The sequence below is a fragment of the Jeongeupia chitinilytica genome (genome assembly GCF_014652315.1).
GTDB classification, from domain to species: Bacteria; Pseudomonadota; Gammaproteobacteria; order Burkholderiales; family Chitinibacteraceae; genus Jeongeupia; species Jeongeupia chitinilytica.
Map to the genome: position 1 here is coordinate 107982 of NZ_BMYO01000004.1, position 12820 is coordinate 120801.

Here is a 12820-nt window from a genome sequence, read left to right on the forward strand (position 1 = left end):
AGAATCGGCGCCATTGCATCCACCCAGGGAAACCCGTCGCCATGATGAAGCTCTACTCCGGTACCTCGTGCCCGTTCAGCCACCGTTGCCGCATTGTCCTGTTCGAAAAGGGCATGGACTTCGAGATTCTCGACGTCGACACGCACAGCATGCCGGAAGACCTGGCGGTGATGAACCCGTACAACGAAGTGCCGGTGCTGGTCGAACGCGACCTGACGCTGTACGAATCGAACATCATCAACGAATACATCGACGAACGCTTCCCGCACCCGCAGCTGATGCCGGCCGACCCGGTCATGCGCGCCCGTGCCCGCCTGATGCTGTTCAACTTCGAGCGCGAACTCTTCGTGCACATGAAAACGTTGGAAGACGGTGCCGCGACCAAAAAGACCCTCGATGCGGCGCGTGTCGCCGTGCGCGACAGCCTGACCCAGATCGCGCCGCTGTTCGCCAAGCAGAAGTTCATGCTCGGCGAGGAGTTCTCGATGCTCGACGTCGCGATCGCACCGCTGCTGTGGCGCCTCGAGCACTACGGCATCGAAATGACCAAGCCGCTGGTACCGATCCTCAAGTACGCCGAACGCCTGTTCAGCCGTCAGGCCTTCATCGATTCGCTGACCCCGAACGAAAAGGCAATGCGCAAGTAAGTTGCACGGCCGGGCACGTCCCGGCCGTTCTGTTCACCCGAGGACGCTGGCCATGCAATCCGTTTCGACCAAGCCCTACTTGATCCGTGCCATTCACGAATGGTGTTCCGACCACGACTTCACGCCCTATCTCGTCGTTGCCGTCCGCGGCAAGATGCAGGTGCCGATGGAGTACGTGAAGAACGGCGAAATCGTGCTCAACATCAGTTACAACGCCACGCGCAACCTGAACCTGGGCAACGACTACGTCAGCTTCTCGGCGCGCTTCAACGGCGTGTCGCGCGACATCACCATCCCCGTCGGCGCCGTCGTGTCGATCTTTGCACGCGAAAACGGTGAGGGCATGGGCTTCGAGTACGAGGGGCCGACCGACGGCGAGCAGGAAGACGCACCGGAAAGTGCGCCGGCGTCGAAGGACGACGGTGGCGACGAACCGCCGCCATCGCGCCCCGGTGGCGGTCGCCCGTCGCTGCGCATCGTCAAGTAGCCACGACTTCCCCGCAAAACAAAGCCCGCAAATGCGGGCTTTGTTTTTTCCGGCGCCGGTTTGGCTCAGGTGCGCTGCATCACTGCGGCAAAGAAGCCGTCGGTACCGTGCTGCATCGGCGACAGCTGCATGCATTCGCCGTCGAGTGCCAACTCGACCTTGTCCTTCGCCAACAGCTCGCGCACGTCGACCAGCTGAAACTCCGGATGCCCGGCCAGGAAGGCGTCGACGATCTTGCGGTTCTCGCTCGGCAGGAAACTGCAGGTCGCATAGACCAGACGGCCGCCCTGCTTCACCAGTCGCGATGCCGAGGCCAGGATGCTGGCCTGCTTGGCGTTGAGCTCGACGACGCTCTGCGCGCTCTGCCGGTACTTCAGGTCCGGATTGCGGCGCAGCGTGCCGAGACCCGAGCACGGCGCATCGACCAGCACCGCATCCATCTTGCCGGCCAGACGCTTGATCTTGGTGTCATTTTCCGACGCGATCAATTGCGGGCGGACGTTCGACAATCCCGAACGCGCGAGGCGCGGCTTCAGGTTGGACAGCCGTTTTTCCGAGATGTCGAACGCGTACAGCGACCCCGACGACTGCATCATCGCGCCGATCGCCAGCGTCTTGCCGCCGGCGCCGGCGCAGAAATCGGCGATCATCTGGCCGCGGCGGGCACCGGTCAACAGCGCCAGCAGCTGGCTGCCTTCGTCCTGCACCTCGAACGCGCCTTCCTTGAACAAGGTCAGGCGCGACAGTCCCGGCTTGCCGGTGACGCGCAGTCCCCAGGGCGAAAACGGTGTCGGGACCGATTCGATCCCCTGGGCGGCCAGCTCGGTTTGCACCGGCTCGCGTTTCATCTTCAGCGTGTTGGCACGCAGGTCGAGCGGCGCCGATTGCAGCATCGCCCGGCCGGTTTCGAGCACCGCGGCCTCGTCGAAGCCGTCGGCGAGCATCGCGTCGACGGTCCACTGCGGCAGTGCGGCGCGAACCGCCAGCGGTGCCTCATCCCAGCGTACCGCCTTGTACGCCTTGGCCTGCTCCATCCGGCGGGCATCGAAAATCGCCGTCAATTCCTTGAGATTGCGTTTCTCGACTGCGGCCCAGTAGGCGACCATCCAGTCGATCACCCCGGCCTTGTCGCCGCAGGCCCATTTCAGCCTCGGCAGGTGGCGCAGCAGACCGAAGACGGTTTCGGCAATCTCGGCCCGGTCGCGTGCGCCGAGTTTCGGATGATCCTTGAAGTAGCGCGACAGGCAGACGTCGGCCGGCGCGGTAAACGGCAGCACCGTGTGCAGCACGTCGAGAATGGCATCAAATTGGGTCTTGTTCATATCAGCGTTGTAGCGGCGAAAGCGGGTTCACACCAGCGTTTATCGGTGCGGGCCGCGGCCCGCCTGGGTCTGTGCAGCGCGGCTAGCGCAGCTGCGGAGTGTTGCGGTTGACGCCGTTGACCGACGACAGCGGCTTGAGCACCTGCTCGCCGTTGATCGTGATCGCGTTGGCGAGAATGTCGATGCTGCCGTTGTCCTTGCCCAGCGTCAGCTGGATGCGGACCGGCATGTTGTTCCATTGCGGCGCCAGCCAGAAGTCGAAACTGCGGTCCTCGAAATCGCCGTGCAGCAGGATGGCGTCGACCTTCTGGTCGCCAAGCCGCAGCGTCGTCTCGCCCCGGATCTCGAATGCGACTTCCGGATAAAGTTTGCGGCCGCTGACCATGGCAAAGGTGAAGTTCTTCATCTTGGCCCCCTGCAGCGCAAACTGGAACGCCGCCGAAAACAGATCCTGGTCGCCCGGGGAGATTTCGGCCGTTTTCAGATTGCCCTTGTCGTTCAGCGTGACCGTGTTCGCGTCCCAGTCGAAATTCGCTTCGTTCAGCAGCTTGCCGTCCTTGTGGTCCGAAAAGCGCTGCGGCACGACGCCGTGCTTGCCTACCCTGCCTTCGCTCTCGATCACCCGGGTCCGGCCGAACAGCGAACCGGCCAGCCTGAGCCGGTAGTCACCCTGGTCGACCTGCCAGGTCATTTTGACCGGGAACACACCGTAGACGTAGGTAATTTCAACGTTCTTCGGAAAGGCCTTGGCCTGCTTGCCCAAGGGCGCACTGGCCTGGGTGACACGTCGGGCATCGACCGGCATCGACGCTGCGGCAGCGGCAACGCTCGTGGCCGTACTGGCCGGCGCGCGTTCGGCTGCGGCGCTCGCGACCATGGCAAGGGCCACTTCACTGGCAATGCCACTGGCGACACCGCGGGTATCGGCGACAACAGCCTGCGCCTTCGGCGCCGACGCCAGCCGTTTCACCGGATGCGGTTTGACCGCAGGCCTGGCCTGCGGGACGGGTGCGGCAGGCTTGGGCGGTGGCGGCTGTAGTTCCGCCAGCGGCCGCAGATAGACAACCTGTTTCTCGGCCGGTTTGACCCCGGCGAGGCCGGCCGGCTTGGGTGCTTCGTCGATTTCCTGTGCCGCGAGCTTTTGCGTCGGTTTGCGCAGCGGCGTGTCGTCGCCGCGCGGCCGGTCCCACCAGGCCAGCGCCAGCTCGCCGAACAGTCCCGACAGATGCAGCAGCAGCGACAGGACCAGCGCGAACGCAAGCAGGCGGCGGCCGAGCGTCATCGATGCCTCAGTTCCGGCGCAGCACGCGCTGACCGGCGATCGTCAACCGGCCTGCCACGAAATCGGCCACGACCTGCGGATACAGCCGGTGTTCTTCGGTCAGGATGCGCGCGGCCAGTGCCGCCGGGGTATCGTCGTCGTGCACCGGGACGACCGCCTGTGCGGCGATCGGGCCGTGGTCGAGCTCGGCCGTGACGAAATGCACGGTGCAGCCGGCAAACTTCACGCCCTCGGCAATCGCGCGCTCGTGCGTGTGCAGGCCGGTAAACGCCGGCAGCAGCGACGGGTGGATGTTCAGCAGCCGGTTTTCATAGTGGCCGACAAAGCCGGCGGTAAGGATGCGCATGAAACCGGCCAGCACGACCAGATCCGGCGCATAACCGTCGATCAACGCGGCCAGCGCCGTGTCGAACGCCTCGCGGCCGTCGAAGTCCTTGTGGTTCAGCGACGCCGTGGCGATGCCGCGTTCGCGCGCCCACGCCAAGCCCTCGGCATCGGCCTTGTTCGAGATCACTGCGGCGATGCGCGCGCCCGCCACCTGTGCGTCGACGATGGCCTGCATGTTCGAACCGCGGCCGGAAATCAGGATGACAATATTCTTCATGTCTCTAACGAATGCGCCCACTTCCAATCAGTACGTCCACTTCCAATGACAAAGGGCGAGGTGTCGCCACCTCGCCCCGTTGACCGGTCAAACCGATCAGGCGACCTGGGTCTGGTGCTCGTCGCCGTTGCGCGCACGCACCGCACCCAGTGTGTAGACGATTTCGCCCTCGGCTTCGAGCTGCTTCTTCGCCGCTTCGGCATCCTGCGCCGACACGATCACGACCATGCCGACACCGCAGTTGAACGTCTTGTACATTTCCTGCGCTTCGACGTTGCCTTCCTTCTGCAGCCACTGGAACAGCTTCGGCAGCGTCCAGCTCCTGGCGTCGATCTGGGCAACCACGTTGGCCGGCAGCACGCGCGGCACGTTCTCGGTGATGCCGCCGCCGGTGATGTGCGCCATGCCCTTGACCGTCACCGACTCGAGGAGTTTCAGGATCGGCTTCACATAAATGCGCGTCGGCGCGATCACCACGTCGGCGAGGCTCTTGCCGGCGTCGAACTCGGCCGCGTAATCGGCTTCGGTCAGGTGCAGGATCTTGCGCACCAGCGAATAGCCGTTCGAATGCGCGCCGTTCGAGGCAAGGCCCAGCACGACGTCGCCGGCGACGATGCTGTCACCGGTGATGATTTTCGATTTTTCGACCACGCCGACCGCAAAACCGGCCAGATCGTATTCGCCGACCGGGTACATGCCCGGCATTTCGGCGGTTTCGCCGCCGATCAGCGCGCAGCCCGACAGCTCGCAGCCGTGGGCAATGCCGCGGATCACTTCGGTCGCGGTGTCGACGTCGAGCTTGCCGCAGGCGAAGTAGTCGAGGAAGAACAGCGGCTCGGCACCCTGGACCAGAATGTCGTTGACGCTCATCGCGACCAGATCCTGGCCGACCGTGTCGTGGCGGTTCAGTTCGAACGCCAGCTTGAGCTTGGTCCCGACACCGTCGGTTCCCGACACCAGCACCGGCTCCTTGAATTTCTTGGAGATTTCGATCAGGCCACCGAAGCCGCCGATACCGGACAGCACTTCGGGACGCATCGTGCGCTTGGCGAACGGCTTGATGTTTTCGACCAGCTGATCGCCAGCGTCGATATCGACACCCGCGTCGCGGTAGCTCAGGCTTTGGGAACTCATGACGGCCTCGTGAAGGAATTCGGGTTCTGCAGCGCGCCAACTCAGGTAAAATGGCGGCAAGCTGCTGAAAACGCGGTAGTTTACCGTATCCTGCAATGAAACGCCTGCTGTCCGCCCGCCGGCACGGCCCGAACCAGCCTCTGCCGTTCGAGTCCGTTGCCCCCACCCCGACTGTCCCGCGCGCTGCCGATCCGGCCGTGCGCTTCCGTGCGTCCGGTGCCGCTTGCCGATGAAGCAGCTCGTCCTCGACCTGATGCTCCCGCAACCGGCGGGCTTTGCCGGCTTCATCGCCGGCGACAACGCCGAGCTGCTGTTCATGCTCGGCGAATGGTTGTCCGGCGGTGACGACGTCCGCTTCCTCTACCTGTGGGGGGGCGCCGGCGTCGGCAAGACCCACCTGCTGAATGCGGCGGCCGAACGGCTGGCCGGCGCGATCCGCGTCGACGCCCGACACGGGGCGCTGCCCGACGAAGTCGCCGCGGATGCCGCGCTGATCGTCGACAACGTCGACGCGCTCGACAACGAACAGCAGATCCGCCTGTTCGACCACTACAACACGCTGCGCGAAGGCAGCGGCCGCTTGCTGGCAGCCGGCCCGCTGCCGCCGATGCTGCTTTCCCTGCGCGACGACCTGACCACGCGACTCGGCTGGGGCCTCGTCTACCAGCTCAAGGGCCTGTCCGACCGGGACAAGGCCGCGGTACTGCAACAGCTCGCGCACCAGCTCGGTTTCGACCTCAGCGACGAAGCCTGCGACTACCTGCTGCACCACGCCAGCCGTGACCTCGCCGACCTGCAGGTGCTGATCGCCCGCGCCAACCGCTACGCACTGTCGCTGCGCCGCCCGGTCACGCTGCCGCTGCTGCGCGAAGTGCTCGGCAGCAGCGACGCCGGCAAGGACTGATCCGCAACGCCTAGGGCAGCAAACGAACCGCCAGCGTGGCCAGCCCGGAGATGCGCCAGCAGTCGGTGCTGGCGTTGTAGGTCACGCCGGTACTGCGGATATTGCCGGTCGTCCGGACGCCATCGTCGTACTGCTGATCGAGCGAACACACATAGCGCACGTCGACACTCGCCGTCGTCGCATCCGGCCCCGCGATCAGGTAGGACACGTTCCCCGCCAGACTGTTGGCCGCCGCAGCGCTGGTCAGCACGTTCCATTGCACGCCGAACGGCGTATTGCGCTCCGATGCGGTGAGGATGGTCGAATTGGTCACCAGTTGCTGCCAGAACGCTTGCGGCTCGGTCGCCCCGTCGACGAGGCCGTTTCGCGCACCATTGCACGCGGCCTGGTTCGCCGGCGTGGCCGTCGGACACCCGTCCCCCGGCACGGCGTTGTAGCGCTCGAAATAGACGTTCACCGCCGCCTGGATCTTGTTGGTGCTGGCCTGCGCACTCTTGACCCGCGCACCGTCGATCAGGTCCCGCCCCTTGAACGCCAGCCCCAGAATCAGGCCGACGATGACCAGGACGATCGCCAGCTCGACCAGGGTAAAACCGCCTTGCTTGTTCGTGCACTTCATTTCATCTCTCCTTGGTGGTTCTGTTTTTGACGGGAATGCTTCGGCACCGGGAAGCCATGACGCGACCGGTTCACGGTCCGGCCGGCGTTGCGACAACGGATACGCCGTCGATCACGGCAGCCGCCCCGCCGCCAGCATCCGGCTGAGCAGGGTCGACGGCGCCAGCCAGTCGGTCAGGTCGTCGTAACTGGCAACGCCACCCGCCGCATCCACCCGGTCATGACTGACGAATTCGGCATCGTTGTTGACGTTCTCGGCTTCGTCGGCACCGCCGCCGGCCTGCAACGGCCCGGGGCCGGAACGACCGTGCGACACCACCACCGCAGCGACATGCAGTGCCAGTGTCTGCGCCGCGCCGGCGGCAGGACGAACGTTGATGTCGCCCTCCGAACAGATCGCGAACGACACGCTAGCCGGCGGCGGCGCACCGTTGCAGCCGCCGACCGTGGCCGGATCGGTATCGGCGTAATAGCCCGTCACGCGGTAGCTGAACGGCCGGCCGAATGCATCGCTCTGCCCCAGCCCGAGCGCAACCCAGGGCAGCAGCCCCTGCTGACGGTTGCAGTTGCCACCGGCCGCGCGGTCCTCGACGCCGGCAGCCGCGCCGGCGGCAGCCGGATTCGCCGGGCATGGCAGATGGCCGCTGCGGACGGCAAAGCCGAGGAGCGCTTCGCGGACCTCGGCCATTTCGTTCCGGGTATCGCGGACGCGCTGGGCCTCGTCGAGCACGCGGCCGGCCTGCAGCATGCCGGCCAGCAGCATCCCGACCACCGCCAGCACGACCGCCAGTTCAAGGAGCGTGAAGCCAAGCGGTCGTGCCATTGCGGTCCACCAATAGATAAAGACTGTCATTGCCGGACGGCAGCGCGTATTCGTCCGGAGACGGCGGCGGGTCGTCCCAGCCTTGCCGGTTCAGTGCCGGCATCGCACCGTCCGGCGGATCCAGATAGTTTGCGAGGCCGGCCTTTTGCGTCGCGCTGCCACGCTGTTGCGGCGGCTGCAGATCGCTGCGGACCGGGCCGCTGCCGAACATCACCGCCAGCAGCGCGGCCCCCTGCGGCAGGACCGCACCGCGCACGATCGGCGACGCGGCACAGCCTGCAGGCACGTCATGGATCGCCCGTGTACCCACCGCGTAAAAAAACTGCTGCTCCCAGCGGTTGCGGTACAGCCAGTGATAGGTAGCCAGCCGCGCCCGCCAGCCCGCTGCACTGACACCGGGCGGGCGAAAGGCGGCGTGGTCGAGGTCGTCGGTCAGCGCAACCGATTTCGGCAAGCGGCCCCGACAGCGCGATGCATCGGGGCCGCAGCCACCGGCTACCGCCTTCGGTCCGCTTTCCGTGCATTCGCCGCTGGCCGGATCGGCCGGATTCGGCCAGCGGCCCCCGCCCTTGCGTTCGGCCCACAGCGCCAGCAGCTGCTGGTACTCCGCGGCGGCCCGGCGCGCGACCGGCACGAACAGTTCGCTGCGCCGGATCGTCACGATGCGGTCATTGAGCTGCACATCGCCATCGGCGCCCGACAAGGGGCCATCCAGGAAGCGGGCGAGCGCCAGGTCGCGATTGGAAAACCGGCCCTGCGCCGTCGTGGCCGCTTCAAGATAGTTGACCGGGTTGCGTTGCTGCACGGCGGTGTCGCGCAACTGTCCGGCCACGATGGCGCCCGGTGCGATCACCACGGCAACGACCGGGTCACCGGCCGACGACATCGTTGTGCGGCCGCCGTCGGACCACAGCGCAAACCATGGCTTGCCCCCCTCGGGAACGAAATCGTCGTTCAGCGGCGAATCGTCGTTGTCGTCGAGCCCCCGTACCAGCGCATACCACAGCGGCTCGCCGCTACTGTCGTACAGCATCGGCTGCCGCATCGACAGCGAGGGCAGACGCCCGAGTCGCGGCGTATCCGACGTGCCGTTGCATGAGGCAACCCCGGCCAGTCCGGCGCGCCCCGCATCGGCGCCGCCCGGCGCGTTCAGGTCCGGACACGGCAACGATCCCGGCCGATTGTCGTTGTTGGCGCCGCCGACCCCGGTCGGCTGCCGGCCGTGTGCATTCGCCAGCAACTGGCGCTTGGCGTCGGCAAGTGCGCGCATGGTTGCACGTTCACCGGCGCCGGCAGAAACGCGGAACGCCCGCGTGCCGAGCGCCAGTACCAGCACCGTCAGTGCGAGCAGGAACAGTCCGATCGCCATGCCCTGCTGGGTGGACGGCAGATCAGCGCGCATCGGTGTCATAGACCTCGCGTACCTTGCCGTCGACACGGCGCTGTCCGGGCCGGAGTCCCGCCGGCGGCGAACTGCGCCACTCGCCATCGACCCAGCGCGACACGCCGTGCGGGCCGCGCACCTCGCCGTCAAAGCGCTCGTTCGCGCCGCCGGCCACCGACGCCTGCGACCTGCCGCCGCGCTCTGCAGGCGAGGTAAACAGCGTGCCCCAGCCGTCGTCGGCCTGTGCACATAGCGCGAGCAACAGCAGTGCAAGGCCCGGCGCCTTCATTCCGTGCCCCCCGTGGCCGCGCGATCGATGCTCAACCATTCGTAGTCGCAATCGACCGCAAGCCCTGCCCGGTCCTCGGCGGCGGATCGCGCAATCCTGCACGAGCCTTCGGCCGGCCAGCCCGGCAACCGGCGCAGACCGGCATTGAAATCCGACCAGTCGGTCTCGTCCCTCGCGATGAAGTGCACGTTCATCCTGCTGGCAAACAGCTGCAGGCCATCCTGTTCGCCGCCCCCGGAGACCGGCCGCCGGGCGGCAAGCTGGAATCCCAGACCCGGCCAGCGACGAGCGCCGGCATTCAGGTACTCGACCCATTCGAGCCGGTGCTCGGCGCCGATGGCACCGCGAACGCGCAACCGCGTGTACTCGCGCTGAAGCTCGCCCAGCTGATCGAGCTGCGTACGCGCATCGTCGACCCGTGCCTGCATTGCCTGAAGTTGATCATGCCCGGTTTCGAACCCTGCTTCTGCGCTCGTCCGGTACTGCCACGCGGCATAGCACAGCCCGGCACCGACACCGGTTGCGAAAACCAGCCACGACACAGCACCACGCAGCAAAGGCCAGTCCTGGCGCAAGGGCAGGCTCACGCGCCACCTCCCGGCGTCCGGGTCAGTGTCAGCGCAAAACCGTGTTCGACCTCGCCATCGGCCGGTGCGTCGGTACGGCTCCGGATCGCGACCTGCGAGCGGACATCCAGCGGCAGGCTGACGACGTCGACGCGCATTCCGGATTCGGCACGCAACCGGGCGACCAGTGCATCGACCTGCTGCAACGCCTGCCGGGCATCCGCTGGCGGCTGTACGTGTCCCGACAGCGACACATGCTGCGTCCATGTGGTGCCCTGTGGCGTGTCGGCTCCCGGCTCGGCGGGCTGCGCCACGTCCCACGCCAGTGCGTCGATGCGGATGCCGGGAACTGCCGCAACGATCCGGCTGAGGTCCCGTGCACCGGCTTCGGCGCTCGGCCACGACGCCATGCCGCTACGGTAAAGCCGGCTCACCGCGCGCAGTGCAACCGGATCGCCGACGTCGCGCCGGACAAGCTCGTCGCTGACCTGCTGTGATTCGTGCCGCAGCATGCGCAGTCGCGCCAGCTGTGCATCGGTCCGTGCGGCCAGTGTCCGAGCATCCAGCCAGATCGCTGCCGACCCGAGCACGGCGACACCGAGCACCGCAGCCCCCGTCCAGCGCAGTCGCCGACGGAGGAGTCTGACCCGGTCGAAACGGCAGGCGTCCGCACCGGCATAGCCTGCCGACAGCGGCAGCTGCGGCAGCGCCCCTGCCATCAAGGCGGGCAGATCGCCGGAGCCGGACAGCTTCAGTGCTGCACTCAGTGCTTCGAGCGGCAGCGCGCCCACCTGCGCAGCCTCGCCAGTGTCGTCCAGATGCTGTTGCAGCAGGGGCGCCAGTTGCTGAACGCGAAGCGCGGCATCCAGCAGGCAGACCGTCACCCCGCCATCCCGCTGCAGCTGCCGCTCGCCGGCCAGATACCGCAGGGTCAGCGCCACTTCGTCGGCGAGGACGGGCGCCAGCGTGGCAGGATCGGCAGACCTGAAGCACCGGTGCCCTTGGCCGACCCGGGCGAACCGAAGGCCGTCGGGCATGAGCCAGGCCAGCTGGATGCCTGCATCGGGCAGGGGCGACAGCAACAGCGTCGGCCCGTCGAGCAGCGACAGCCGCGCCAGCACGCCCCCCAGCAACGCCGACGCCGTATGGATGCCGGCGATGGCACAACCGGCAGCCAGCAGGGCGTGCACGACCGCATCGAGCGGGTCACGCTGGGTCAGCGCCGACAGCAGCAATGCGTCAGGGCCGAGTTGCCGGGCCTGACGGTAAGGCGTGCCGCGAAAGGCCAGTTCGAGCCGCCGCCGGATCAACGTCCGGCGATCCCGTCCGCGCACCGGCGGCAGGGTGTCGAACCTGAACTCCTCGTCGCCGCCGAGCACCAGTATCCGGAATCGGCGCAGCGGATGGTGAAGACAGTACGCCCCCAGATCCGCCAGTCCCCGAGGGTCGGGCGCGAACTGCGCATCGGCACGCCAGCTCGGCGCCCCCAGCACCCCGACGGCTACCCGCTGCGGTGTCAGCAGGATCAGTCCGTCTCGCGCCGGTCTGCGCCACCAGCCCATCAGCGCAACCTGCCCACGGTGTCGAAGATCGGCCCGAGCACCGCCGACATCACCCACAGCAACAGCAGGCCGAGAACCACGGTCATGGCCGGTTCGACCAGGCCCTGGATGCGGGAAACCGACTCGCGCACGTCGCGATGGAAGAAGTAGGCGACGTTGCGCATGCCGGTATCGATACCGCCGGTCTGCTCGCCGATCCTGACCATGCGCAGCACCAGTGGCGGGAACAGCTGTTCCCGCTCGAAACTGGCGGCAATGCCGACGCCCTCGCGGATCAGGCCACGCACCCGGACCAGCGCAGCGGCAATGCCGCGGTTACCGACCCCGCCCTCACAGATCGCCAGCGCGTCGAGGATCGGCACGCCGGCGGCATAAAGCAGGCCGAACTGGTCGGCAAAACGCGCCAGCGACAGCTTCTTCAGCGTCGGGCCGACAAAGGGGGCGTTCAGTTTCAGGATATCGAGCCGTTCGGCCAGCACCGCGTTGCGCCGCGCCCACGCCGGCAGCAACAGGGCCGGCAGGATCGGCACGGCCATCAACAGCCAGCCGTAATCGAGCACCATGCGGGACAGTCCGATCAGCAAGCGCGTGTTGAGCGACAGCGTCTGGTTCATCGAACGCATGAATTCGACCATCTGCGGCACCAGATAGCTCATCAGGAATGCGATGACCGCCAGCACCACCACCATGACGAAAACCGGGTAAGCCAGCACCTTTCTCGCCTGGGCCGCCAGTTCGTCCTGCCACTTGAGCGACTCCGCCAGCCGGGCCAACACCACCGGCAACGTGCCACTCGCCTCGCCGGCCAGGACCAGATTGACGAACAGCGGATTGAAGACCCGCGGGTGCATCGCCAGCGCCTGCGAGAACAGCTTGCCGCCCTCGATGTCCTCGATCAGTTGTGCGATCACCAGCCGGAAACGCGGATGCTCGCTGCTGTCACGCAGGTCGGTCAGTCCGTCCAGCAGCGGCACGCCCGCCCGGCTCAGTTGTTCGAGGTGAAAGCAGAACGTCACCAGCTCGCGCCGGCCGATTCGCCGAGCCGTCAGCGCGTGCGGCCCGAGCGCCGGCCTGGCGCGGATCAGCGACAGCGACAGCCGCTTCAGTCGCAGCTCCAGATCGGCGATGTTGGCGGCATCCATCGTACCGAGGTGGATGCGGCCATCGTTGTCGACCGCGCGGTAACGGAACTGCATTG

At 66.7% G+C, this 12820-nt stretch carries 14 protein-coding genes; 3 read left to right on the forward strand and 11 right to left on the reverse strand.

Going from position 1 to position 12820, the window contains the following annotated elements:
- The first annotated feature begins 41 nt into the window (after nucleotides 1–41).
- A complete protein-coding gene (locus IE097_RS08330; protein ID WP_189459816.1) occupies nucleotides 42–647 on the forward strand; it encodes a glutathione S-transferase N-terminal domain-containing protein in 606 nt (201 codons plus the stop codon).
- Nucleotides 648–699: 52 nt separating this feature from the next.
- A complete protein-coding gene (locus tag IE097_RS08335; RefSeq protein ID WP_189459817.1) occupies nucleotides 700–1134 on the forward strand; it encodes a ClpXP protease specificity-enhancing factor in 435 nt (144 codons plus the stop codon).
- Between the two features lie 65 nt (nucleotides 1135–1199).
- Here the strand turns inward: IE097_RS08335 and IE097_RS08340 are convergent, their stop codons facing one another.
- The 4 genes from IE097_RS08340 to purM all read right to left on the reverse strand — a co-directional run bounded on the left by IE097_RS08340 (nucleotide 1200) and on the right by purM (nucleotide 5476).
- Complete coding sequence (locus tag IE097_RS08340; RefSeq protein ID WP_189459818.1) at nucleotides 1200–2456, reverse strand: RsmB/NOP family class I SAM-dependent RNA methyltransferase; 1257 nt, start codon at nucleotides 2454–2456, stop codon at nucleotides 1200–1202.
- Nucleotides 2457–2538: 82 nt separating this feature from the next.
- Nucleotides 2539–3738: a DUF3108 domain-containing protein gene (locus IE097_RS08345; RefSeq protein WP_189459819.1), complete on the reverse strand. Its 1200-nt coding sequence runs from the start codon at nucleotides 3736–3738 to the stop codon at nucleotides 2539–2541.
- Nucleotides 3739–3745: 7 nt separating this feature from the next.
- A complete protein-coding gene (gene purN / locus IE097_RS08350) occupies nucleotides 3746–4342 on the reverse strand; it encodes a phosphoribosylglycinamide formyltransferase (RefSeq protein WP_189459820.1) in 597 nt (198 codons plus the stop codon).
- 96 nt (nucleotides 4343–4438) lie between these two features.
- Nucleotides 4439–5476 (reverse strand): phosphoribosylformylglycinamidine cyclo-ligase, encoded by a 1038-nt coding sequence (gene purM / locus IE097_RS08355; RefSeq protein WP_189459821.1) that lies wholly within the window; start codon nucleotides 5474–5476, stop codon nucleotides 4439–4441.
- 229 nt (nucleotides 5477–5705) lie between these two features.
- Here purM and hda point away from each other — a divergent pair, with 229 nt between their 5' ends.
- The gene (hda, locus tag IE097_RS08360; protein WP_189459822.1) at nucleotides 5706–6380 is read left to right on the forward strand and encodes a DnaA regulatory inactivator Hda; all 675 of its coding nucleotides are present in this window, start codon (nucleotides 5706–5708) and stop codon (nucleotides 6378–6380) included.
- 10 nt (nucleotides 6381–6390) lie between these two features.
- Here the strand turns inward: hda and IE097_RS08365 are convergent, their stop codons facing one another.
- The 7 genes from IE097_RS08365 to IE097_RS08395 all read right to left on the reverse strand — a co-directional run bounded on the left by IE097_RS08365 (nucleotide 6391) and on the right by IE097_RS08395 (nucleotide 12818).
- Nucleotides 6391–6999, reverse strand: a complete 609-nt coding sequence (locus IE097_RS08365) for a type II secretion system protein (protein WP_189459823.1) — start codon at nucleotides 6997–6999, stop codon at nucleotides 6391–6393.
- 111 nt (nucleotides 7000–7110) lie between these two features.
- Nucleotides 7111–7821: a type II secretion system protein gene (locus IE097_RS08370; RefSeq protein WP_189459824.1), complete on the reverse strand. Its 711-nt coding sequence runs from the start codon at nucleotides 7819–7821 to the stop codon at nucleotides 7111–7113.
- On the reverse strand, nucleotides 7790–9223 hold the full coding sequence (locus tag IE097_RS08375) for a hypothetical protein (protein WP_189459825.1): 1434 nt from the start codon (nucleotides 9221–9223) through the stop codon (nucleotides 7790–7792). Before IE097_RS08375 ends, IE097_RS08370 begins: the two co-directional genes overlap by 32 nt.
- A complete protein-coding gene (locus tag IE097_RS08380) occupies nucleotides 9213–9494 on the reverse strand; it encodes a hypothetical protein (protein WP_189459826.1) in 282 nt (93 codons plus the stop codon). Before IE097_RS08380 ends, IE097_RS08375 begins: the two co-directional genes overlap by 11 nt.
- Nucleotides 9491–10081 (reverse strand): hypothetical protein, encoded by a 591-nt coding sequence (locus IE097_RS08385; protein ID WP_189459827.1) that lies wholly within the window; start codon nucleotides 10079–10081, stop codon nucleotides 9491–9493. The genes IE097_RS08380 and IE097_RS08385 overlap by 4 nt, the downstream gene beginning before the upstream one ends.
- A complete protein-coding gene (locus IE097_RS08390; protein ID WP_189459828.1) occupies nucleotides 10078–11622 on the reverse strand; it encodes a hypothetical protein in 1545 nt (514 codons plus the stop codon). The genes IE097_RS08385 and IE097_RS08390 overlap by 4 nt, the downstream gene beginning before the upstream one ends.
- Nucleotides 11622–12818 carry a type II secretion system F family protein gene (locus tag IE097_RS08395; RefSeq protein WP_189459829.1) on the reverse strand — a complete coding sequence of 399 codons (1197 nt, stop codon included), beginning with the start codon at nucleotides 12816–12818 and terminating at the stop codon, nucleotides 11622–11624. Before IE097_RS08395 ends, IE097_RS08390 begins: the two co-directional genes overlap by 1 nt.
- Nucleotides 12819–12820: the final 2 nt, after the last annotated feature.

Coding starts and splice junctions, on each gene's coding strand:
- IE097_RS08370 (WP_189459824.1), bottom strand. CDS start 7,821: ATGGCACGACCGCTTGGCTTCACGCTCCTTGAACTGGCGGTCGTGCTG.
- IE097_RS08330 (WP_189459816.1), top strand. CDS start 42: ATGATGAAGCTCTACTCCGGTACCTCGTGCCCGTTCAGCCACCGTTGC.
- IE097_RS08345 (WP_189459819.1), bottom strand. CDS start 3,738: ATGACGCTCGGCCGCCGCCTGCTTGCGTTCGCGCTGGTCCTGTCGCTG.
- purN (WP_189459820.1), bottom strand. CDS start 4,342: ATGAAGAATATTGTCATCCTGATTTCCGGCCGCGGTTCGAACATGCAG.
- IE097_RS08375 (WP_189459825.1), bottom strand. CDS start 9,223: ATGCGCGCTGATCTGCCGTCCACCCAGCAGGGCATGGCGATCGGACTG.
- hda (WP_189459822.1), top strand. CDS start 5,706: ATGAAGCAGCTCGTCCTCGACCTGATGCTCCCGCAACCGGCGGGCTTT.
- IE097_RS08395 (WP_189459829.1), bottom strand. CDS start 12,818: ATGCAGTTCCGTTACCGCGCGGTCGACAACGATGGCCGCATCCACCTC.
- IE097_RS08380 (WP_189459826.1), bottom strand. CDS start 9,494: ATGAAGGCGCCGGGCCTTGCACTGCTGTTGCTCGCGCTATGTGCACAG.
- purM (WP_189459821.1), bottom strand. CDS start 5,476: ATGAGTTCCCAAAGCCTGAGCTACCGCGACGCGGGTGTCGATATCGAC.
- IE097_RS08335 (WP_189459817.1), top strand. CDS start 700: ATGCAATCCGTTTCGACCAAGCCCTACTTGATCCGTGCCATTCACGAA.
- IE097_RS08390 (WP_189459828.1), bottom strand. CDS start 11,622: ATGGGCTGGTGGCGCAGACCGGCGCGAGACGGACTGATCCTGCTGACA.
- IE097_RS08365 (WP_189459823.1), bottom strand. CDS start 6,999: ATGAAGTGCACGAACAAGCAAGGCGGTTTTACCCTGGTCGAGCTGGCG.
- IE097_RS08340 (WP_189459818.1), bottom strand. CDS start 2,456: ATGAACAAGACCCAATTTGATGCCATTCTCGACGTGCTGCACACGGTG.